Source organism: bacterium SCSIO 12741, from assembly GCA_024398055.1.
Taxonomy (GTDB): Bacteria; Bacteroidota; Bacteroidia; order Flavobacteriales_G; family Salibacteraceae; genus SCSIO-12741.
The window spans coordinates 3,898,879-3,921,541 of the sequence record CP073749.1; the positions used below are offsets into that span (position 1 = coordinate 3,898,879).

The window sequence follows — 22,663 nt, forward strand, 5'->3', positions numbered from 1 at the left end:
AGTTGTAAATCAATTTTCAAAATACAAGATTCTTAAAACCAGTAATTTATACTTGAGTCGGTCGGAGGATATAAAGGCATTTGTTCGGTTGAAAAAGGCGGTGGCTGAAGAGTTTTTAAGGCATCATCCATCGGCGTCGCCCAACCTGGAAGAATGGAAAGGGCAAGAAATCACCGATTTTCAGGATCACCTAATACAAAAGGTCAATGGCCAGGTGAGTGAAAAATGGTTTTATACCTATTTCAAGTCGGGAGTACCGGATAAATTGCCCCGAATTGACATGCTGAACCTCCTCAGTCGATATGCCGGATGGGACAATTGGAATGATTTCAAATTTCAACGTCAAGCTCCTTCCGAAAGCACATCTGTTCCGGTGGTAAGTAAGAAATGGTACGTATTGGGCTACTTGATTCTAACCGCGGTTGGGCTGTTTGCCTGGAATCAATTTATGACTCAAGGTGGAGATGGAGTTCAGTTTTGTTTTTACGATCAGGATCGAAATGAACCGATTACCAATCCAGTTAGGGTGGAAATTATCAATTTTAAAGAGTCACCCCGAACCTTGGTAACTTCCGGAAATAGTTGTGTCGCCTGGGATAGTGATGAAAATGTAGTTCAGTTTGCCGTCCATTCACCTTATTACAAGTCAGATACTATTGTAAGGGCTTTAACAGGTGGAGAGGATCCGGAAATCATTTACCTAAAAACAGATGATTATGCCCTCATGCTTCATTATTTCTCCAAGAGCAAGGTGGAGGATTGGAAACAGCGGCGGAGGGAACTGAACCAGATCATTCACGACGATGCTATCATTTATCAAGTATTTGGGCAGAATGATTATGGTGTGGACCTGTATTCCAAGGAGGAATTGATCAACAAAATGACCTTGCCCACCTCATCTTTAAGGCAAATGGATATTTTGGAAACCCGCCGCAAGGATGGAAAAATTGTTCAACTCAAATTCAAAATTCGGGATGATGAAGAATAAGTTATTTCTATTCACTCTGGCAGCTTTGTTTTTCTCTTGCTCCCAAAGTCCTGAAACCATGCAGGCACCGGTGGCAGAAGCTAGCGAAGAGGAGTATGCGGCATCGGAGGCTAATGAGCAACTAAGTTCTGAAAATGCCAACCTGAACCCGGATTGGTTTAAACCATTGGGCAAGCAGAAGCTCCAGGAGTTTTTCGAATTGGCCCTTATTGCCAGCGATTCAGCTGCAGATCCCGAGATGATTGAAGCCTCCAAAGAGGCCATGAAATCGCTTATCAATTTGGAGGATAAAACTTGGATCGACGCTTTTCTTTATGCACCCATGTTCTATTCCCGTGAATCTGGACAAATCGAAGAGTTAACCTGGACCGACCTATCTGATGATTCGGCTCAAATGGGCATGGGGTCGGCGGTTTGGGTTACTGAATCCGCTGAAATTCCATTTACATTCTTCTATTCAGCCGAAGTCAACAAGAAGGGTGATCAAACCGAGTACCTGTTCTATTTGGGAAAAGTGGAGTGGAAGAGAAGTGTGTAGGTTTGGCGCTTTGTATCCATGGATTAGTTTCTTAAATCTCCTCGACTTTTTCGGATATGCAACTGCCTCAGAACCGTAGGGAATAATCCGAAAGTGGTAGCTGCGGATTACTCACTTCGTTCATGAGGTCGCAAGCTCAGTTTTAAATCCGCGACTCTTCCATTCGGATTCCGACGGCAATCGGGAATACCGAATGAGTTAAATCAATGATTCTCCATTCGCATCAGTAGTGAGCACGGAACTCATAAAATCGAAGAAAGGACGTAAATCCTTAAAACTTTGATTGGCCAGCGCCACGTAGTCCTTTCCAAGCACTTCCTTATCTGTGAATCGTTTGGTGAACACAAACTGCTTATACCGCAGTAAATCGATGGCTGGGTGATCTTTCGAAAATCCTTTAGGTGCAGTTTTTACCTGGTTACCTTCCATATTTCCAAACGTAGATTGCAGTGCTGAATCATTGAGAACCTCGCGAAACTCTTCCGCATTCAAGTCGATTTCCTGTCGAATGCGTTGTAAATCTTGTGGGTTAGGTCCCCAAAAACCACCGGCTACAAATGAATTTCCAGGTTCCAGGTGAAAATAGTATCCACCCCTCAATTCGGCAGTAGCCCGCTTAAAATGCCCTGACCAGTGGGTTTTGTAAGGGGCTTTATTCTTGCTAAAACGCACATCACGATAAATGCGAAACAGACTTTTTCTTCCGGAGGGAGTTTCGATGTTGTCGTGTTTCCCCATTTCCTGAAGCAAATCTTCCGCCACGTCGCGGATATTTTCCAAGGCCTTTTCGTAAGTGGGTTTGTTTTTTTGAAACCAATCCCGGTTGTTGTTCTTGGCAAGAATCTTCAGGTAATCAAAGGATTCTGGAGCAATTGTGTGTGATGTAGCCATAGCGAATTTTTCTGGTGGATACGAAAATATAAACTGGCTCTGAATACCCCGGAATTCGGATCTGGCTTTATTTCCATTTTGACAATAGTTTACAATTCGCCCACCTTTTTTGGGGAGCACGCCCAAATGGGTTGGTATCTCAGTTCCATGTTTCAAGAGCAAATACAAAACAAAATCAAGGTTGACCGCTGGAACGTAAAAAGCGAGGTGCACCTGTAGCTTGTTACGATGTCGTGCATTCTTTATAACGGCTTGTTCAATCTGAACGAGTCACCTTGAATCGTGTCTGCTGTCATCATTTCTCCGTATTCCGAATGACTTCAATCTAATTTTTGGGTCAATCACGTTCAATGAACCTTCCTGGGACTTACATTTGAACTGCTTTTCAATTGGAAATCAAATACTATGCACAGAGTAAGTCTTTTGGTACTGGCCTTGATATGGATCAGTCAATCAGCCTATAGCCAACGTTACAAAGAAATGATGAACGACCCTCAGGTCAATTTCTACGATGTGGTCAAGGAGGCGGATGCCTGGTTTGCCACCCACGATAAGGGTAAGGGTTCAGGTTGGAAGGGCTACCAGCGATGGAAAAATTCAGAAGAAGGGCACTATTACCCTTCAGGGGACAGGTCTACGGTATCGCCCTATTTTGTGGAGAATGCCTACCGCTCATTTCTCAACAAATATGAGAACACGGCATCCAGAAATGCCTACGATTACCTCTGGGATGACCTCGGTCCTTACAACGCAAACACGGTTACCTCACACTATTCTCAAGGAATCGGTCGGGTAGAAAGCTTTTATGTGGACCCAGCCAATTCCCAGAAACTCTTTTTGGGTTCCCGAAGCGGTGGATTTTGGCGATCGACCGATGGGGGACAAAACTGGGAAGTGACTACCGACACCTTGGTAGCTTCTGGAGTAAACTCTATTTGTGTTTCTCCCACCCACAAGGATTCGGTTTGGATCAATGTGCGTAATGCGAAAAACAACACAACTCATGGAATCTACCTATCTACTGATGGTGGAATGTCCTGGAAGCAAACTCCGTTCAATCCCCAAAACCTGGGCTTTGGCGGAATGGGTTCCAGTGTTCAGGTCTACTTTGTGGCCTTGAGTCCTCATGATCCACAGCTGATGTTGGTTGGAGCATCCAATGGTCTCTATCGGTCTACCAATAGATTGAATACCTGGACCCGAATTCACAGTTCAAGTACCCGCCAAATTGCATTTCACCCTACAGATCCACAGGTGATCTATGTTTACAGCAACACGAGTAGCAACCGGAACTTTGTGCTTCGTTCTTCGAATGCCGGGGCAAGCTTTACGAAATCCGCTACCATTCCTGGCAACAACAACAATTCCAATGGTAGGCTTTCCACCAGCCCAGTTTGTGCGGACTGTGTTTGGTATTCCTCCAACAATGGCGTTTGGCGCTCCAAGAACGAGGGAGCCGATTTCACCTTTCTTTCCAATCCAGGGCAGAGTAGCGGTGGATTTGCTGTTTCTGATTTAGATACCAATCGTATGATCTATGGTTACGTGGATGTAACAGCCACTTCTAATGGTGGACAAAACTTTAATCAGGTTACTTGGTGGTCTACAGGAAATCCGAATCATAACATCAATACCAATTATGTTCATGCCGATTTAAGGATTGCTCAATGCATCAACGGGGTATTCTACATTGGAACCGACGGTTATTTAGCCAAAAGCACCGATGGAGGAACTTCCTGGACACGCTTAAATGATGGAACCGGTATTCGTGAAAACTATCGGGTAGGAGTGAGCCAATCCGTTGCTGGTCAACAAATTTGTGGATCGCAAGACAATGGAACAAGCATCTTAAAGCCCGGAGGATGGATCGAATGGAATGGGGGAGATGGAATGGAAGGAATCATTCATCCCCTCAACGACAACTGGATGGTGGGAAGTTGGCAATATGGCAACCGTCAGCGAACCAAAGATGGCGGACAATCCCGTCATTCCGCAGCTCACGGTGGAGACAATGACTGGATTGCTCCAATGTTTTTTGATCCGAAAGAGCACATGACTCTGTATGGTTTTGGAGAGTTCGTTTACAAAAGCACCAATTTTGGAAGTTCCTGGAGTAATTTGGGAACTACCCAGATCGGAAAAATTAAGCATGCGGCCATAGCTGAAAACAATCCCAACATCTGGGTAATGGCGCGCTACGATGAAATGATATTGACCACGGATGGTGGACAAACCCTTCAAGATATTTCTCACCTTCTACCCACCAATCGATCCATCTCTGATATCGCCTTCGATCCTTTAGACGACAACACCTTGGTGCTGGTTTATGACAACTACCGCGATGAAAATCAACGGGTTTACATTTCCCACAACCTGGGACAAACCTGGACCAATATCAGTTACAACCTTTCTGCTATTCCGGCAACTACAGTGGTAATCGATCATACTAACGATCATTACATCTATGTAGGTGGTGAAATTGGTGTTTATTACATGGGTATGCAAGACACCGTTTGGCAATTGTTTCACGACGGGTTACCAAATACCTCCGTTCGCGATCTGGAGATTCAATATGGTTCCAATTCCTTGTTAGCCGCAACCTGGGGACGTGGCCTATGGAGAAACACATTGATGGGAAGGGTCAATTACCCAAAAATTCAACAGGTAACTCCCACAGAAAAGCCCACCGAGACTCAACCAGTGGAGGATCTTCCTATGGAGGTAGAAGCCATTGTTGCTTATGCGGGAAATCTTTCGTCCGTTTATTTACTATGGTCCTCGGATACCACACGATTTAATCAGCGTATTGAGCTTAATCACGTTCAAGACAGTACCTGGAAAACCGTTTCTCCCATTCCAACACACGTTGCCGGAACCAAGGTTTACTTTAAGCTGTATGCGGTGGGAGATGCACAGGATACCACTGAGACCTACCACTACATGTATCGATACAAAACCTGTTCAAGTCGTCCTCAGGTAACGGGTAGTGTAGATAAAACTTCGATCTGCCCAGGCGACTCTGTGACCTTTACAGCTTCAGGAGCCCTTAATTATTCCTGGGACCACGGGGTGACTAATGGACAACCCTTTACTCCGAATCAAACACAGACCTACACGGTTACCGGTCGAAATGCCGATCACTGTGCCGGTACCGATCAGGTAACTGTTACACTTGTTCAGCCCGATATGGATGTTCAGTCCGGATTTGATCAAGGGAAACTAAAGCTGACGGTAGATGAATCGGCGGCTGATTCGTACCAATGGCTGAGTTGTGATCATCAAATGGGACCCATTGGTGGGGCCAATAGTCAGTCTTATGTTGTCAGTCAATCAGGGAGTTATGCCGTTGAAGTGACCAAGGCCGGTTGCGTAGATACCAGTTTATGTAAAAATGTTGTGCTCGGTTTAGACGAAAGCACCTTAGTTAATCGTCTCAAGGTATATCCTAATCCAGGATCAGGTAAATATACCTTTGAATTTGGCCAGCAAGTGGGTCAATTGGAGTTGATATTGTTTGATCTGTCGGGTAAGGAAGTGGCTCGACATTCAGCACAGGGAACGCAGCATCTGGAGTGGAATGTGGAGCATTTAGCTAACGGGGTTTATACCCTGAAAATCGAAGCTGACGGCGAATTGGGTCAGTTACGATTGATAAAAGAATAGTTGCTTGACATGAAAAAGCTTAGAAGAATGGTGCTTTGGACAATATTGGCCGTGTTGGTCATAATTGGGGTTGGCTTGGCCTTGTTTTTAAATCTGGCCCCTCAAATTGGTGGAACGGCGAGTGGAGATCGATTGGCTCGCATGGAAAATTCGCCCCAATTTGATGGAGGTATTTTCGTCAATCCGGTAGAAACCAATATGGACATGAGTGCCGGAAATGTGGCAAAAATGACCTGGGAGTTCATTCGCGGTGTGGATCATGCCGAGCCAGAAGATACCATTCGGGTGCAACCTTTCCAAGCCGATGATTTTGCCAATACCCCGGAAGAAGAGGTGGCGATTACCTGGTTTGGCCATTCTTCAGCCATCGTAAGAATAGAGGGTAAAACACTTTTGATTGATCCGGTGTTTAGCGAACGAGCCTCTCTTTTTTCATTTATGGGGCCCAAGCGTTTTATTTACTCCAAGCACATGTCAGTAGATCAACTTCCAGATGTGGATGCTGTGCTCATTTCACACGATCACTACGATCACTTGGATTACGAAACCATGCTTAAACTCAAGGAAAAGGTCAATCAATTCTACGTTCCTTTAGGGGTAGGAGCCCATTTGGAATCCTGGGGAATTCCAAGCAATCAGATCCAGGAATTGGATTGGTGGCAGGAATCTGAGTGGAGCGATTCGCTAAAACTGGTTTGTACTCCGGCCCGTCATTTCTCGGGTAGAGCGCTTACCGATCGGTTCAAAACTCTTTGGTGTTCTTGGGTAATTCAAGGAAAAAACAAGCGGGTCTATTTCAGTGGAGATTCAGGCTACACACCGCAATTCAAGGAGATTGGAGACAAATATGGCCCATTCGATCTCTGCATGATGGAATGTGGTCAGTACGATGAAAAGTGGTCAAACATTCACATGATGCCAGAAGAAACCGTGCAGGCTCATCTCGATCTGCAAGGCAAGTATTTGGTACCCATCCATTGGGGGAAATTCAACCTGGCTCTGCATAGTTGGAAAGATCCAGTACAACGGATGACGGCCAAGGCCAAGGAAAAGGGCGTTTATTACCTGATTCCTGAAGTAGGCCATACATTCACTTTGAATACCGCTGAAGGGGCGGGTAGCAATTGGTGGCAAGAAGTAGAGTAGGCTAAAAATATTAGCGTTTACAGGCTTTCTCTGATCGAATTACTTTTTATTTTGGTGTGCTAATTCGGGAATTATGTACGTACAAAGAACCTTTTCCTTATTAAATATTCTTCTCTGGTCAGGCATGCATGTTGTCTGGTTAGCACTTTGGGGATATTTGTCCTACCTGGCTTATACAAAATTTCATTTCGAATGGATGGAACTGCCCTGGTTACCTATATCGCTGGTCGGTATCGCGGTTTCCTTTTATGTGGGATTTAAAAACAACTCCTCCTACGATCGCTTGTGGGAAGCTCGGAAAATTTGGGGAGCCATTGTCAATGGAAGTCGTTCCTGGGGGAGTATGACTCGACACTTTGTTACTAATGAGTTTGCTCAAAACAAGGCCACTTCAGAGGAATTGAAAGCCTGGCATAAAAAGTTGATTTATCAGCACCTGGCTTGGTTGATGGTACTTCGTAACCAATTGCTTAGACCTACCAGTTGGGAGCATATTTCAGGTAATAGTGGCTTGAGAAGGTTGACCACAAGACGAATGAATAACCAAGGAAAGGGCCTGTTTGATAAAGTGGAGTTTGAACAGGAATTGAAGGGCTACCTGAGCGAAGATGAAATTCAGGATATGAAATCCTTTAAAAATGGAGCTACTCGCTTAATTGACCGTCAATCAGAAGATTTGATGAAGCTGCGCGAAAAAGGTTTGATCGACGATTTCCGTCACATGGAGCTTCAAAAAATGCTTACCGATTTCTACACCCAACAAGGTAAATGTGAGCGGATTAAGAACTATCCTTTGCCACGTCAGTATGCCTCTATGAGCGTTTATTTGATTGGCATCTTCATCATCATGCTTCCCTTTGGTATCATGACTCAAATGCAGGATATGAACCCAGGACTACTTTGGCTTACTATTCCCATGACCACCGTGATTGGCTGGGTGTTTGTCATTATGGAAGTCGTAGGAGATTGGAGTGAGAATCCATTCGAAGGTTTGGGCAATGATGTTCCGATGAAGTCTCTGGTTCGAACCATTGAGATCGATCTACGAGAGATGATTGAGGATGATGACATTCCAGAAAAACTGCAGCCTATTCGCAATGTACTGATGTAGGGCTAACAGTTCTTCTTCACCACGCGAAATCCGTGATTGGAAAAAGACGCTTCTTTCCTTACCCGGCCAATGTCTATGGAATTGAAGTAGTTGCAGGAGTTCATGGAGCACCACCAAGATCCACCTCTGGCACTTACTATCCCGGGAATGGAGTCTAAAGCCGGAGGGAGGCCATCGCAAAACTCAAAGACATTTCCGTACATATCGTATAGCCCCCAAGGATTAGGTAAATAGTTGCCAACTGGTGCCGTATGAGCAAATTGTTCGGCTGTGGATGGCTTTAAATGGTCTTTCCCTTTCCAAATGTTTCCATTCATGTGAATCAACGAATCAGCCATGCCCCAGTAATAGGTTTTATTCTGTCCGCATCGGCTTGCGGCCTCCCATTCATTCAGTGTAGGTAGACGCACACCGGCCCATTCGCAGTAGGCTAAGGCATCCAGGTAACTTATGGTGGTTACCGGATGGTTCATTTTGTTTTCAATTCCTCCCTTTTCCTTGCCTTGAGGATATCTCCAGTAGGCTGTAGTTTCCCGAATCCATTCATATTCTCCCATACCGATTCTAAACACCATCGCATCAAAGTGCATTTCAGCCTTGGTCCGGTAACCGGTGGCCTCTACAAATTCAGCAAATTCGGCATTGGTCACTTCATGAATACTTAAGCAAAAGGGTTCCAGAATTACTTCCTTTGCCGGATTGACCAAATGTCCTGAGGTACCGAGATAATACTTGCCTCCAGGAATTTGAACAAACTTTTCTGGCTCCGAGCAGGAAATTAGACTCAAGGCCATTAGGAAACCAAGAATTACTTGTTTCGTTCTTGCCATTTTTTTTGGTAAAAATTCATTGCCAAGCTTTCTATTTCGGCTCTGGTTTTTTCGGAATACGGAATTGGGGGAGCTCTAAATTCACCGGATCCATACAGTTCCTGATAAATGGTGGATTTCAAAAAAGCTTCGTCTTCACAACTCCAAAGAATCAATAGTATAGCCGTAAGGTATTCCGTGTTGCGAATGGATCCTTGATCGAAGTTTTCGAGCAGGTAAGGGATGCACAACCAGGCTTTTGACCAAACCATGGCTTGGAGCATCAATCGGTCGGGGATAGCTCCAATTTCAACACATTCGGCCAGGTATATTCCAATGGAATCGTGTTGGCTCAGTAGCAGTTTTCGTTGCCTTTCACTGAATCGAAGGCCACTCATGGTGCCGGAAATATGCCCGCGGATTTCATTTGGATCTTGACGTTGAAAATAACAGATCTGGGAGTAACTTTCTGGGTAGTTTAAAGCATAGTGCAATTTATCCTTAATCGAAAGATTCTCGTAATCCTCTTCGGTAATCCAGATACGATTGCTGGTCGCATTTTCATGGTAATTGGGATGGGAATGAACCATAAATTCTACCCGACCAGATACCGGACAACCCGTTTGAGCCACTACAATCTGAGAGCTCAATAACACACTTAACAAAAGGAACAAACACTTCATGCGATTGGATGTGGTAACGGTCTGTAAAATAGCTTATTGCGGATTTAGGTTTTGAGCTGGCACCATTTCTATTTCCTCGCTCTTTGGACTGTAGGTTATCACTTGACCATTGATTTTAACCCCACCCGGAATCTTTTCACAACGAATAAAACCAAAGTTGTTTTTTTCTTCAAAGACCAATCGTTCAGCACGTACGCGTTCGTCTTTTGGTGGTTTGCTACTCCCGTATTGACTGTAATTGATTTGCTTGTTGCTAATAGGAGTGTCAAATGATGCGGCCCCACGGCTAATTCCAGAACAAGTCATTTGAAAAACATTGGCCTGAGGGCGATCCTTGCGCCACAATCGAAAAATGGCAGCGCTGTGCACATCTCCACTTAGGAATATGACGGGCTTACGCATTTCTTCGGAAAGGTCGAATATGGGGTTGAGGAAGGAGTCTCGCTCAAAGTGATTGGGTTTGGAGTCCCACTCGTCTTTGGTATCGTCCTTTGCACTTGGAATGAGGTGGCCAATATGAACCATTTCGCCCCAATGATAAACGGGTACAGGAGAAACGATGAAAAGTGCTTCGCATTCGTCATCATTAAATTTTTCCTCCAGCCAGTATTGTAAATCCTGATGTTGCACATCGCCAAGAATCCACTTTTTGAGTTCGTCATCGTTATCCGGATTTACCTGGCGCCAATCCCGGTGACTTCTCATATCCATCACAAAAAAGGAAACGAAACCTTTGTCGAAAGTGTAATGGATTTGTCCCACTTCACCGTCGTCGCCCACGTCGTTGCCTTCTTCTGGATTTTTGGCTCCCTGGTATTCGGAATAGGCCAAGGTGGCGGCCCGAAACATCGCATCTCCTAATTGATTGGCCTGTTTTACTTTTTGAGCATTTCCGTGTACTCCCAGCTTTTTGGCCAGGTATTTTTCCGAGTGACTTCCCCAGCCATCGATGATTTCATGATCATCCCAAATGACGTAGGACGGAAATCGACTTTGAACCGTTTGCAGAGCCTTGTAATTCAAATAGTGCCGGTAATTGCAACGGTAGGCATCCAGTAGAAATTCTTTTAAAGAGTCGCTACCAATGGGGTGTTTGGCCAAAATAGCTTCCCGGTTTTTTCGAATAAATTGATTGAAATTGTGGTTTTCACTGCCCTTGGAGTCAATGTACATTTGATCTCCAGCACCAATTAAAAAATGGACAGGAGAGTTCTCTAAAAAGTGCTGAAAGTGCGTCCAGGCTTGATCGTGAAATTTTCCTTCTTCTGGGTCATGGCAGCTAAACAGCGCAAACCTGATTTCTGTGGCTTTTTCAGGATCGGTTTTAAAATGAAAATGCTTGTGATGGCCTTTAACCCATTCAAATTTGTTGGATCCTAATTCCCGAAATAGGGCATAGTAATACTGCGTATCGGGTTGAAGATCATTTAATGGAAACTGCACCGTGTTATCTCCGCGGTGATCTGCCAGTTTATGCTGGCGTTCAAATTCTGAGAAATGAGCATTTAGATCAGTCGTTTCAAAGAGAATGGAATCGAAATGAAAGGGTGTAGTACGGTAGATTAAATGATAGGTACCCGCTATCGGGAAACGCGCCCATATTTTACACGATCGGGCAGTGGTGTGTCCCAAAGAAATAAAGGCAGGCAGGTGAACCGACCGGTCCTCGTACTCGCTGTACTTAAGCATTGTTTTGCGGTTTTAGGTTTGAAGTGATCTAAAATACACCAAAAACCGCAGGGGCGGAACTAAGCCATTACTTCGGAATCCACTACCACATAGTAGCGTGGATCATCGATATCGGTCACAATCAATTCGCGAAACTTAGGATTAGCTTTGATCAACAGACCCTTACAATCTGGGCTCAAGTGTTTTAGGCGTACCGTTTTTCCTGCTTTCTCGTATTTGCCAACCAAACCACGAATGGCCTCAATTCCAGAGTGATCAGAAACTTTTGACTCAATGAAATCGATTTCTACATTTTCAGGATCCTCTTTTACATCAAACTTGCTGTTGAAGGTCTGAACCGATCCAAAGAACAAGGGACCCCAAATTTCGTAAACCTTGGTGCCATCTTCTTTAACGTGTTTGCGAGCACGAATCCGTTTTGCATTTTCCCAGGAGAAAACGAGAGCAGAAACGACCACACCAGCAACTACGGCAATGGCTAAATCAAAGATGACCGTGAGGGAAGAAACCAGGATGATAACAAAGGCATCACTTCTCGGAATCTTTGGTATAACGCGGAAACTTGACCAGGCAAAGGTTCCAATAACCACCATGAACATAACGCCAACCAAAGCAGCGATCGGAATTTGCTCGATAAGCGGCGAGAGGTACAAAATGAAGAGCAAGAGGGCAGAGGCGGCAACAATTCCTGACAAACGACCACGCCCTCCGGAGTTCACATTAATCATCGATTGACCAATCATAGCACAACCGCCCATACCACCGAAAAATCCATTTAGGATGTTGGCCGCACCTTGGGCCATACATTCCCGGTTACCATTTCCACGTGTATCCGTCAATTCATCAATCAGCTGCAGTGTCATCAAGGATTCAATCAATCCAATGGCCGCCAAAATCAAGGCGTAAGGGAAAATGAATTTTAAGGTTTCCAGATTCAAAGGAATCGTGGGAACTCCAAAGGTGGGTAGAGAACCTTGAATGCCTTCTCCACCTACGAATGAGCCTACCGTTTGCGTATCCAATCCGCCAAAAATCACCAGCAAAGAAACCGTGAGAATAGCGACCAATCCGGCCGGAACCTTATTAGTCAATCGGGGGAGGAGGTACATGATAGCCATGGTGAGACCCACCAATCCGGCCATGAGGTAGAAGGACTGATCGAATACGTATTCGCCTTCCACCTTAAACATCCCCAGTTGTGAGACAAAAATGACAATGGCCAATCCATTTACAAATCCCATCATCACAGGGTGGGGGATCAAACGAACGAATTTACCCAGGCGGAAAACACCAGCGGCAATCTGAATGATTCCCATGAGAACCAAGGTGGCAAAAAGAAACTGAAGCCCGGCAGATTCTACTTGAGGGTAGAGTTCGCCTGCTTCTTTAACCAAGTGGACCATGACTACAGCAAGAGCACCCGTAGCACCTGAAATCATTCCCGGACGTCCGCCAAGAGCAGCTGTTACCAAGCCTACCATAAAAGCTCCATAGAGTCCGATGAGCGGAGGAATGCCAGCTACGAATGAAAAGGCCACGGCCTCTGGTACAAGAGCCAGAGCTACGGTGATACCCGATAGAATATCGTCTTTGGCGTTGGCTGATTTTTTACGAATAAGTTCCCACATAATTCCCGAGTTTGCCTCAAAAAGCCGGCAAAAGTACTCCGGTTTTTTCGATTTATGAATACCTAATACGCACTTTTCCAGCTTGTTTTTAGCAGAACAAGCCGGATATTGATTTCAGGTGAAGTCTGAATGCTGAGGAGGGTCGTGGAAAAGATGTACACATCTTTTGGCAAAAGAAAGCTCGCAAAACGGCAAAAAGTGGACCTTTGATTGGTGATGTTTGAAGGAATAGGAGCTCTTAAAAGAATCAATTGCATTAGATTTGAATTCAACCCAAACCAATCTTTATGCTAACTACCTTAAAACAACATTTCGGGTATTCCGAATTCCGCCCGCTCCAAAAAGAAATCATCGAAAACGTCATGGATGGCAAAGACACCGTGGTGTTGATGCCTACCGGAGGAGGTAAGTCCATTTGCTACCAGTTACCGGCTCTTTTAATGGACGGATTAACCCTGGTGGTGTCGCCCTTGATTGCCTTGATGAAGGATCAGGTAAACGCCCTTCAGGCCAATGGAATTGCCGCTGAATACCTCAACTCAAGCTTGGATGAAACGGAAGAGCGAGCCATTGTCGATCGATTGATGAACCAGGAGTTAAAGTTGCTCTACGTGTCGCCTGAGAAAATCTTTTCGGCCAATTTTCTGGACTTTCTCCAACAATTGCCCATTCGATTAATTGCCATTGATGAAGCCCACTGTGTAAGTAGCTGGGGGCATCACTTTCGTCCCGAATACCGTGAACTTAAGGTATTGAAAGAAACCTTCACAGAAGTTCCCGTGGTGGCACTTACCGCCACTGCTGATCGAGCTGTGAGAGCCGATATTGGGCAACTTTTGGGCATGGAATCGCCGAGCTATTTTGTGGCTTCATTCGATCGGCCCAATCTTTCCCTGGCCGTGCTACCGGGGCGTCAAAAGTGGGAACAAACCCGAAGGATTCTGCGGAATTTTAAAAATGAATGCGGAATTATTTATTGTGGCAGTCGCAAGGCTACCGAGGAATTAAGTTCGAAGCTGAAGCTGGCTGGATTTAAAGCCGGGCACTATCATGCTGGAATGAAACCGGACCTCAGAGCTCAGGCCCAGGAGGATTTTATTCAAGGCAACCTTAACATCATTTGCGCAACTATTGCCTTTGGAATGGGGATAGATAAATCCAATGTTCGCTTCGTGATTCATCAAAATATGCCGGGTAATCTGGAGAGCTATTACCAGGAGATTGGACGTGCAGGTCGTGATGGATTGGATTCTGAAACCTATCTCTTCTACAGTTACCGGGATGTGCAAACCCAAATGGGATTCATTGAAGCCATTGACAATCCCCAATACCGTGAAATTCAGGAACTGAAACTACAGCGAATGCAGGAGTTTGCTGAAGCTCAAGTATGCAGGCGTAAAATTTTGCTGAGCTATTTCAGCGAAAATCCGGGTGAAGACTGTGGTAATTGCGATGTCTGTAAGAATCCACCCCAATACATGGATGGAACCCGAGAAGCTCAAATGGCTCTTTCGGCCGTGACCAGAACCGGAGAACAAGCCGGTGTGACGCAACTCATCGACATTCTAAAAGGAACCCGATCGGTAGCTGTATTGCAAAACCAATGGCACCAGCTCCGAACATTTGGGGTAGGACAGGCAGTAACCGCATTTGCCTGGCAGCTCTTTCTGCAGCAGCTGATTCAACAAGGGTTTCTCGAAATCGATTACCGGGATCACAACAATTTAAAGCTGACCGAATTGAGCCGGGAGGTACTTTTTGAAAACAAAAAAGTGCGGCTGGTAACTCCGGAAACTATTCGGGAGCGTCAAAAACAGCCTGATAAAGCGCCCGTTTTGGATGAGGTAGAATTCCTGTCTTCCGACGAGCGGTTGTTTGAAGCACTTCGTACTTTGAGAAAATCCATTGCCCAAAAAATTGGAAAACCGCCCTTTGTTGTCTTTAGCGATGCATCACTTAAAGATATGGCCGCCAGAAAACCGAGTGATCGGGATGAATTCCTGGAAGTTAGCGGGGTTGGAGAGTTTAAAGCCAAGCGTTACGCGGAAGCCTTTTTGGAAGTGATCAAGACCAATCAGGAAGCCGCACAAGAGTAAGGTTTATGGAAATTGGTATGGTTTTGGTCTTTAGTATAGTCCTAAAAACGAACGACCATGGATACCCGAAAAATTACCTTACTGCTTACCGGCCTTCTTTTTACTTTATTCGCCTCGGCTCAAACCGTGCCAGTTCCCACTGGAATAATTCATTTTCAGGTAAGCGATGGAGTCACGAAGAAACCTGTGACCGGTGTTAAGATTTTAATTAAGGAATCCAGCGTCAACATTACCGAGGATGACAAGGCGATGAAGACAAAGTCGGATAGTTTAGGCAACCTGGAGTTACGTATGTTGCAAGGCGAGTATCGTTATATACTACGGGCAAAGGGATATGAAGATTACTTAGGCTTTATAATGGTGTTAAACCGGAAAACGACTTTTAAATCGATCACTCTAATTCCAAAAACTACTTATAGTAACAAGGAGGGGACAGCTGAACCCGATTTGGTTATAGTGGAGATGGATGAAGATATAGCTTCCGAAAGTATGGCCGTGGTTAAAGCTCCTAAAATACTCCATGATGCGGTGGGGTTTATGTCGGCTTCGTCCGCTTATACCTCAGAATCTTCAGGTGGAATGTCCGTTAAACCCGAGGTAGGCTCTGGTTTTACCCAAAAGGCCGGTCAGCTTACTGCCGGACAATTGAATGATTTTGCGAAATGGAGGCTTTGGTCCGATTTGAGTGATAGTCAATTGAAAGAGCATGCAAGTACCTGGGGCATGAAAACGGGGCAACGATATTCCGTGTTGGTTCGCAACAAGGATGATTTTCCCGTAGTATCCGCTGAAGTCAGGTTGGTAAACCGAGATCGGAAAATTTTATGGGCAACCCGAACAGATAATACGGGGCAAGCCGAATTGTGGCCCGGGTTATTAGGCGGTGCAAAAGATGTTTATCGAATTGAGGTTGTAGTAGAGGAGGAGACTTATCCTATTAAATCTCCCATTCCGTTTGATCAGGGCGTGAACCTGCTTCGGGTGGATGCAAAATGCGGGGCGGAAAACTCTGTAGATATTGCCTTTGTAGTGGACGCCACGGGATCTATGGGAGATGAAATTGCCTACCTCAAGGCGGAGCTCAAAGATGTGATGGAAAGAGCATTGAAAAAACACCCGGATCGTGTTATCCGTTTGGGAAGTGTGTTTTATCGCGATGCCTCTGATGCCTATCTTACCCAGCATACCCCGTTGACTTCTAAGTATGAAAAGACCATTGAGTTTATTAAAAAACAGTCCGCTGCCGGAGGAGGGGATTACCCTGAAGCCGTTGATGCTGCCCTCGAAGTAGCCATAAACAAGTTGGAGTGGAATGAGCAGGCCCGAGCCAGAATTGCTTTCTTGGTTTTGGATGCGCCACCCCACAACAATGGAGAAAGTCGTAAAAGAATGGAAGAGTCCATCAAGGAAGCAGCTCGAAAAGGAATTCGCATTATTCCGGTTACGGCCAGTGGGGTGGACAAAAGCACAGAATACCTCATGCGATGCCTGGCGCTGAGTACCAATGGAACCTATACCTTTTTGACCAACCATAGTGGCATTGGCGGAGATCATATTGAACCGACTACCGATTCTTACGACGTAGAACTTCTCAACGACTTGTTGCTCCGTTTAATTGATGAATATTCCTTCGTTCCCGATTGCAATCAGCGTAACGACGAAACCCCGGATACTTTGCAGGTACTGGCCCCTAAGATTATTGAACACGAAATCATCAACGACCTTTGGGTCGTGCAATACGCCGATTCCCACGTTGTTCGATACGATACCACAAATTTTCTACCTGTAGCGACTCTTCCTGGAGATGATACCACCCAGTTAGACAACGAACTTCCTGAAAAGGTAGAGAGTGCTTTGTTTGGCATGAAGATCTATCCCAATCCCGTTTACGACCAGATGACGATTCAATTTAAGGGAAGAGCCAAAGAGCTACACATAGCCGATTTAAGTGGAAAAATTTTACGATACTATGCCGATCCGGGAGAGCAAGTGAGTTTATCGATGCTCGAATATCCCGTTGGACAATATCTGGTGATTGCCTGGACTGGAGAAGAGAAAGTAACTGGTAAGGTGATTGTGGTTCATTAAGAGTTTGGGACCGGTAAACGCTTCTTTAAATCTCTGAATTGGTTTATCCTTTGTTTAGAAACATTTTAAAATTGACCACCTTTGCCTCATGAGCAAACGGGAGTTAAACAAGTACCTCGATACCCTAAGTCACGAACAGATGAAGGAGCAGGTGCTGGATTTGTATGGTCGTTTTAAGGAGGTAAAGGAATTCTACAATTTTGTATTCAATCCCAAGGAAGACAAGCTGTTAGAAGATGCTCGATTTAAAATATCGAAAGAATACTTTCCGATTTCATCCCGCCGGCCTAAAGCTCGTAGGTCGGTTGCTCAAAAATTGATCAAGCACTTTATCCGATTGGGGGTAGATCCTTTGGTTGTGGGTGACCTAATGTTGTATAATCTTGAAATTGCTCAATCCTATTCCGCCACTCGCTTCATTCGGCAGGACTCTTTTTTTACCAGCATGCTACGATCATTTGACGAAGCCTTATCCTATTTATTAGAACATGGGCTACGGGATGAATTTGAAGATCGCATTCAAGATATCGTTAAGCAGAGCTTTGAGCAGAATTGGTTTAACCGTGGAGCCTTTGAACAATTGGCTGGAAAATCAGAATAAATGTGCCCCTGGCTACTCAAGGTAGTTCAAAGGCACATTTTATCAAATAGGACACAGTCAGGTTAACTGAATGCAGTTTCAAAGGTAGATTCGGTTATTAGACTCTACCATAGGACATTTGCCTTATTTTTTGAGAATTAGTTGAGAATTACTGCCTGGCACGTTTTCGGTAAAACAGTAAAAGATTGCGGGCCTATGGTACCTATGGTATCCCATTGATCATCCAAATCGTTGTACTGTAGCTTCCAGGCGGTGACTTGATAGGTACCTTCCAAATTGTCGGTGAAGTAGCCCACCGAACAGCCCTCTGGATCGCAAGCCACAGATTGATCCGTGTAGCAATGGTTGATCAGGTAACCTAATCCGCGACCATCCACTTTGAGGTACAATTTGTGGTTGTCGTCTAAGGATTGAGTGGTAACAATATGAACATCGCCATGGTACACGCAACTTCCATCATCTTTTTTCGCCTTTAAATCCCAATTGGCTGCATCAGGATCTGTGCAACCTTTCTGTTGGCTACAGGAACCGCAAATTAGAGCGGCTAAGATGATAATCAGCAGTTTGAAAGACATGTTCCCGAATTCGATTTCTCAAGGTAACAATTAATTAACATTAAATCAAACTTTAGTTAATGGTATTCTTGGCCTTGTCGGCAGGAAAACATGCGGATACATCGCCCCAAAAAATACCCGAAAATTGACCTAAGATGTGTCTTTGCTCAGTATCTTTATACCCACAATTTTAAGAGGGAACACCGGGCCGGGAGGCTAACTCAAAAAAAGTATGTTTTAGTGGCCCACGGCTGGTTGACCCAGCATCATGAAAGCACTCAACATTCCCGCACTGGACCTACCCAGAGTGGTCATTCTGGGGGAGGGTTTGCCGGGTTGAAGCTGGCGCGTAAATTGAACGACAGCTTAGTCCAAACCGTCCTGATTGACGAAAACAATTACCACACTTTTCAGCCCCTGATGTATCAGGTAGCAACCGCTGGTCTCGAACCGGATTCTATTGCCTATCCGCTGCGAAAGACGCTGAAAAACAAAAAAAGAACCCACATCCGAATGGCTACCGTTCAGGAAATTAGAACGGACGAAAAGCGAGTGGTAACGAACATTGGCGAATTGGAATACGATTACCTGGTGATTGCCACCGGGGCCAAAACCAATTTTTTTGGGAACAAAAACCTGGAGAAATTTGCCATGCCCATGAAGAGCCTGACCGAGTCATTGGACTTGCGAAGTCTTATCTTACAAAACTTTGAAGCAGCTCTCAACGAAAAAGATATTCAAAGGCAGGATAGCCTGATGAATTTTGTGATCGTTGGGGGAGGGCCCACAGGGGTAGAACTGGCAGGTGCGCTCTCCGAACTTCGAAAGCATGTGCTGCCACGGGATTATCCCGATCTGGATATCCGCCGTATGCAAATTCACCTTATCGAGGCAGGGCCAAGATTGTTGGCGGCGATGTCTCCTGAGGCTTCTGCCAATGCACTTAAGTACCTAAGAGGTATGGAGGTGAATGTTTGGACCGAGACCTTGGTAAAGGATTACGACGGGCAAACCATTTATACAGCGGAGCAGAACATTAATTCCGCATTGCTTATTTGGGCAGCCGGCGTTATGGGAAATATTCCCGAAGGAATTCCGGAAAGCAACATCGAACGAGGCCGAATAGTGGTTAATGAATACAATGAAGTTCAAGGACTTGAAGGCGTATTGGCCATAGGGGATGTGAGCGTACTCAAAACCGATGAATTTCCTCAAGGTTTACCTATGTTGGCTTCTGTAGCCCAGCAACAGGGTCAATATTTGGCAGGCTCATTACAGGATAAATTGCGGAATAAAGAACCGAAGCCCTTCCGATATGTGGATAAGGGGACCATGGCTACCGTCGGAAGAAACAAAGCTGTAGTGAAGGTTGGTAACTGGCAATTCGGAGGATTTTTCGCCTGGCTCACCTGGTTGTTTGTTCACCTTATGCTTCTGGTTGATTTTAGAAGCCGTTTGGTGGTTTTGATCAATTGGATTTGGAGCTATGTGAATTTTGATCGGGGAACTCGGCTAATTGTTCGTCCCTTTAAAAAGAAAAAGGCTCCTGAGAAAGAATTATTTCCAAATAATTGAGCCGTTAACACGAAATAATCCATCCATTACCAAAGATTAATCATTTCTTTAGAAACGCGTTGAATAAAAAAAGGTAGTTTCGTAGCCTATTACAATTATTATGAAAACTGGAACAGTTAAATTTTTCAATGAGACCAAGGGATTTGGTTTTATTGTGGAGGATGATACCAAAGTAGAATACTTTGTGCATACCACTGGATTAATCGACCAAATCCGCGACAAAGATAAGGTTGAGTTCGAACTCAAAGAAGGTAGAAAAGGCCCTAATGCCGTGAATGTCAGAGTAATCGACTAATCGGATTATTATACTTTATTTTTTTTGAGAAAGGCCGTTCCCTCAGGGAATGGCCTTTTTTTATTTCCCTTCCTGATGCCTTTCTCTCAGGTATAAGAACAAAGGAAGACCACCGGCTAAACCTAAAAGCATCGTTGCAATCCAAACTCCGTAAAGTCCTTTCATGGCCGTTTTTTTAGCTTCGGCATAGCTCCAAGTAAAAAAAACAAGCACCGCAAAGAGCAGATCGATCATAAAAATGGTGGAAATACGATTGGCAAACATACCCGACATCGTTGCCAGAGGTTGCGTGTACAATAGAATATTACCAGTTTCAAATGTTTCTTGTGCTACCCAAATGTTGGGCAGAACGAAGCCTATGAGGGCTAAGGTGAGATAGGTGTTTTTCATGGAATCAAGTTTGAAGCAAAGCTCGGTGGAGTAGTGCAATGCGTTTCTTGATCCAGGTTAAGATTTTTGGTAGTAACGTTTTTTTATCCGGCTTAGAGATTCAGGTTGCATGCCTAAATAAGATGCGATATAGTGCTGGGGAATTCGGGTAAAAACTTCTGGGTTCTTTTCCAGTAACGACGCAAACCGTTCCTCCGGAGTCAAGGTTAATAACATTTGAACCATATCCTGGTGGCTAATAAGTTCTTCTTCCATCGCCATTCGTGCCAGGGCTTCGAAGCGTGGAGAGCCTTGAAGTAATGCCATCGAAGCTTCCAACGTAATTTCAATCACCTCGCCATCTTCCATGGCTTGCAGGTTCATTTGAGACGGTTCTTGCCTCACAAAGCTGGCATAAGCGCTGATAAATTGATTCTCCGGATAAAACCAAGCCGTACGTTCCTCGCTTCCCAGGGTATAATACAATCGAATAAATCCAGACTGATTGAAAAAGAAGGATTTTGAAATCTCGCCTTCCTGAAGCAAGAGTTCACCTTTTTGGACTGGGCGAGCGGGAAGGTACTTTTCAACGAGCTCCCAATCCGACGATGTTAATTCAATGCGCTGAGCGAGGTAATTTCGGAATCCCATGGACATAGCTCAAAAATAAGTCATTGCTTAACGACAAGAGTATAGTACTAACTCAGGTCCTAATTCAGGTGCGCGCTTAAACGCGTACCTGAGTTAGTTTAGGATTTAGTTTTAGCGACTCTTTTCTTCCAGCATTCGCTCAAAAACGCCATCAGCGTTCGAATCCTCTAACTTCAGCACCTCGCCATCTTGTAAGATCATTTCTAGGTAATCGATATAGGTATCACCATTTCTGTCTTCCGAAATTCCAATATAGTTGCCATTCACATCAAAGCTTCGAATGTTCTCGTAATAGCCGTCGCCATTGTCATCTATGCAGCGTTCAATAATCACATTGTCCTGATAGGTTTCCATACGTTCAAAAACCAAATCCCAGTCTTTGTCAAAGTAGCTCCATACCAGTTTACCATTCGATTTCTCGAAATAGTTCAAGCGTGTGGCCGAGTTGTTCCACTTAATGTCAAAGTTTTTATCGGCCAGCGTGTCCTGCAATTCATGGCGGTATTTAAAACATAATAGGCTGATAAATACGGCATATATACCAAGACCAATTTTGAGGTAATCCAGTTTCTTACGGGGAACTTCAGGAATTCGTTCAGAATCTTCTTCTTCGAGGCGTTGTATCAGAGGAATGCATTCATCGGAGTATTCATCACTTATCTTAAAGATGCCATAGGGTTGCCGTTCCGATGGAATCATTCTTTGTTGGTTTAGGATTTGCTCTTCAAAGGGAATGTTGAGTTTTCGAAATTCGTCAATGATCCGATTATGGTGGTATGGGTGGTGAGAATAGATTTCCATTAGACCAATTTAAGATTTGTTCCTAGGTCTAATTCCATTGTCCGAAAAATTATTGCCGGTGCCGCAATTAACGGTAGGGGAGAACTCTGAAAATTTTTTTTCAAAAAAGTCATATAAGCAACCATTTCGCACTCAATTGGTTATAAAATGGCGGTTTCTGCGAATCAAATTTATTTTGAAAAACGCTTGTTGAATTTAAAAATTGGTCTACTTTTGCTGCCCGTTACAACAACGGATAGTTCTAAGACAAACAGCGGAAACGCTAAATGATATCGAATCTTTCGAGATTCACTTTAAAAACGAACAGCTTGTTGATTTTTCTTCAAGTGGTTCATTTTAAAAACGCACTGCGTTTTTAAAGGGTCCGGTAGTTCAGTTGGTTAGAATACATGCCTGTCACGCATGGGGTCGCGGGTTCGAGTCCCGTCCGGACCGCTGAGAAACAGAAGCCTCTTCACGAAAGTGAAGGGGCTTTTTTTATGTCTAA

18 protein-coding genes, 1 tRNA gene and 1 pseudogene are annotated in these 22,663 nt (G+C 44.5%); 11 read left to right on the top strand and 9 right to left on the bottom strand.

What is annotated here, in order from left to right; genetic code table 11:
* The first annotated feature begins 52 nt into the window (after window positions 1-52).
* Window positions 53-988, top strand: a complete 936-nt coding sequence (locus KFE98_16705) for a hypothetical protein (protein UTW61635.1) — start codon at window positions 53-55, stop codon at window positions 986-988.
* A complete protein-coding gene (locus KFE98_16710) occupies window positions 978-1,526 on the top strand; it encodes a hypothetical protein (GenBank protein ID UTW61636.1) in 549 nt (182 codons plus the stop codon). The genes KFE98_16705 and KFE98_16710 overlap by 11 nt, the downstream gene beginning before the upstream one ends.
* 198 nt (window positions 1,527-1,724) lie before the next feature.
* Here KFE98_16710 and KFE98_16715 read toward each other — a convergent pair whose 3' ends face one another.
* Window positions 1,725-2,417, bottom strand: a complete 693-nt coding sequence (locus KFE98_16715; protein ID UTW61637.1) for a DUF2461 domain-containing protein — start codon at window positions 2,415-2,417, stop codon at window positions 1,725-1,727.
* Between the two features lie 405 nt (window positions 2,418-2,822).
* Here KFE98_16715 and KFE98_16720 point away from each other — a divergent pair, with 405 nt between their 5' ends.
* The 3 genes from KFE98_16720 to KFE98_16730 all read left to right on the top strand — a co-directional run bounded on the left by KFE98_16720 (window position 2,823) and on the right by KFE98_16730 (window position 8,337).
* The gene (locus tag KFE98_16720) at window positions 2,823-6,080 is read left to right on the top strand and encodes a T9SS type A sorting domain-containing protein (protein UTW61638.1); all 3,258 of its coding nucleotides are present in this window, start codon (window positions 2,823-2,825) and stop codon (window positions 6,078-6,080) included.
* Window positions 6,081-6,089: 9 nt separating this feature from the next.
* Window positions 6,090-7,226 (top strand): MBL fold metallo-hydrolase, encoded by a 1,137-nt coding sequence (locus KFE98_16725; protein ID UTW61639.1) that lies wholly within the window; start codon window positions 6,090-6,092, stop codon window positions 7,224-7,226.
* 73 nt (window positions 7,227-7,299) lie between these two features.
* Complete coding sequence (locus KFE98_16730; GenBank protein UTW61640.1) at window positions 7,300-8,337, top strand: hypothetical protein; 1,038 nt, start codon at window positions 7,300-7,302, stop codon at window positions 8,335-8,337.
* A 2-nt stretch (window positions 8,338-8,339) separates the two neighbouring features.
* Here the strand turns inward: KFE98_16730 and KFE98_16735 are convergent, their stop codons facing one another.
* The 4 genes from KFE98_16735 to KFE98_16750 are packed head-to-tail and all read right to left on the bottom strand — an operon-like array spanning window position 8,340 to window position 13,146.
* A complete protein-coding gene (locus tag KFE98_16735; GenBank protein UTW64736.1) occupies window positions 8,340-9,131 on the bottom strand; it encodes an SUMF1/EgtB/PvdO family nonheme iron enzyme in 792 nt (263 codons plus the stop codon).
* Window positions 9,132-9,145: 14 nt separating this feature from the next.
* The gene (locus tag KFE98_16740) at window positions 9,146-9,829 is read right to left on the bottom strand and encodes a hypothetical protein (GenBank protein ID UTW61641.1); all 684 of its coding nucleotides are present in this window, start codon (window positions 9,827-9,829) and stop codon (window positions 9,146-9,148) included.
* A 33-nt stretch (window positions 9,830-9,862) separates the two neighbouring features.
* Window positions 9,863-11,518, bottom strand: a complete 1,656-nt coding sequence (locus KFE98_16745) for an alkaline phosphatase family protein (protein UTW61642.1) — start codon at window positions 11,516-11,518, stop codon at window positions 9,863-9,865.
* 59 nt (window positions 11,519-11,577) lie between these two features.
* Window positions 11,578-13,146, bottom strand: coding sequence for a SulP family inorganic anion transporter (locus KFE98_16750; GenBank protein ID UTW61643.1), 1,569 nt, complete (start codon window positions 13,144-13,146; stop codon window positions 11,578-11,580).
* A 287-nt stretch (window positions 13,147-13,433) separates the two neighbouring features.
* Here KFE98_16750 and recQ point away from each other — a divergent pair, with 287 nt between their 5' ends.
* From recQ to KFE98_16765, 3 genes are all read left to right on the top strand, one after another.
* Window positions 13,434-15,242 carry a DNA helicase RecQ gene (recQ, locus tag KFE98_16755; protein UTW61644.1) on the top strand — a complete coding sequence of 603 codons (1,809 nt, stop codon included), beginning with the start codon at window positions 13,434-13,436 and terminating at the stop codon, window positions 15,240-15,242.
* 57 nt (window positions 15,243-15,299) lie between these two features.
* Window positions 15,300-17,330, top strand: a complete 2,031-nt coding sequence (locus tag KFE98_16760; protein ID UTW61645.1) for a VWA domain-containing protein — start codon at window positions 15,300-15,302, stop codon at window positions 17,328-17,330.
* Window positions 17,331-17,418: 88 nt separating this feature from the next.
* Window positions 17,419-17,931: a hypothetical protein gene (locus KFE98_16765; protein ID UTW61646.1), complete on the top strand. Its 513-nt coding sequence runs from the start codon at window positions 17,419-17,421 to the stop codon at window positions 17,929-17,931.
* Window positions 17,932-18,068: 137 nt separating this feature from the next.
* On the opposite strand, the gene KFE98_16770 is transcribed toward KFE98_16765, so the two are convergent.
* Window positions 18,069-18,506 carry a hypothetical protein gene (locus tag KFE98_16770; protein ID UTW61647.1) on the bottom strand — a complete coding sequence of 146 codons (438 nt, stop codon included), beginning with the start codon at window positions 18,504-18,506 and terminating at the stop codon, window positions 18,069-18,071.
* Window positions 18,507-18,753: 247 nt separating this feature from the next.
* Between KFE98_16770 and KFE98_16775 the strand changes: the two are divergent.
* Both KFE98_16775 and KFE98_16780 read left to right on the top strand, forming a co-directional pair.
* Window positions 18,754-20,060: pseudogene (locus KFE98_16775) on the top strand (NAD(P)/FAD-dependent oxidoreductase).
* A gap of 100 nt (window positions 20,061-20,160) precedes the next feature.
* A complete protein-coding gene (locus tag KFE98_16780; protein UTW61648.1) occupies window positions 20,161-20,355 on the top strand; it encodes a cold shock domain-containing protein in 195 nt (64 codons plus the stop codon).
* 60 nt (window positions 20,356-20,415) lie between these two features.
* On the opposite strand, the gene KFE98_16785 is transcribed toward KFE98_16780, so the two are convergent.
* The 3 genes from KFE98_16785 to KFE98_16795 form a co-directional block, all read right to left on the bottom strand.
* Window positions 20,416-20,745, bottom strand: a complete 330-nt coding sequence (locus KFE98_16785; protein UTW61649.1) for a DUF2834 domain-containing protein — start codon at window positions 20,743-20,745, stop codon at window positions 20,416-20,418.
* 57 nt (window positions 20,746-20,802) lie between these two features.
* Complete coding sequence (locus tag KFE98_16790; protein ID UTW61650.1) at window positions 20,803-21,381, bottom strand: Crp/Fnr family transcriptional regulator; 579 nt, start codon at window positions 21,379-21,381, stop codon at window positions 20,803-20,805.
* Between the two features lie 105 nt (window positions 21,382-21,486).
* Window positions 21,487-22,176 carry a hypothetical protein gene (locus KFE98_16795; GenBank protein UTW61651.1) on the bottom strand — a complete coding sequence of 230 codons (690 nt, stop codon included), beginning with the start codon at window positions 22,174-22,176 and terminating at the stop codon, window positions 21,487-21,489.
* A gap of 361 nt (window positions 22,177-22,537) precedes the next feature.
* On the opposite strand from KFE98_16795, the gene KFE98_16800 reads away from it, so the two are divergent.
* Window positions 22,538-22,611: transfer RNA gene (locus tag KFE98_16800), tRNA-Asp, on the top strand.
* Window positions 22,612-22,663 lie beyond the last annotated feature (52 nt).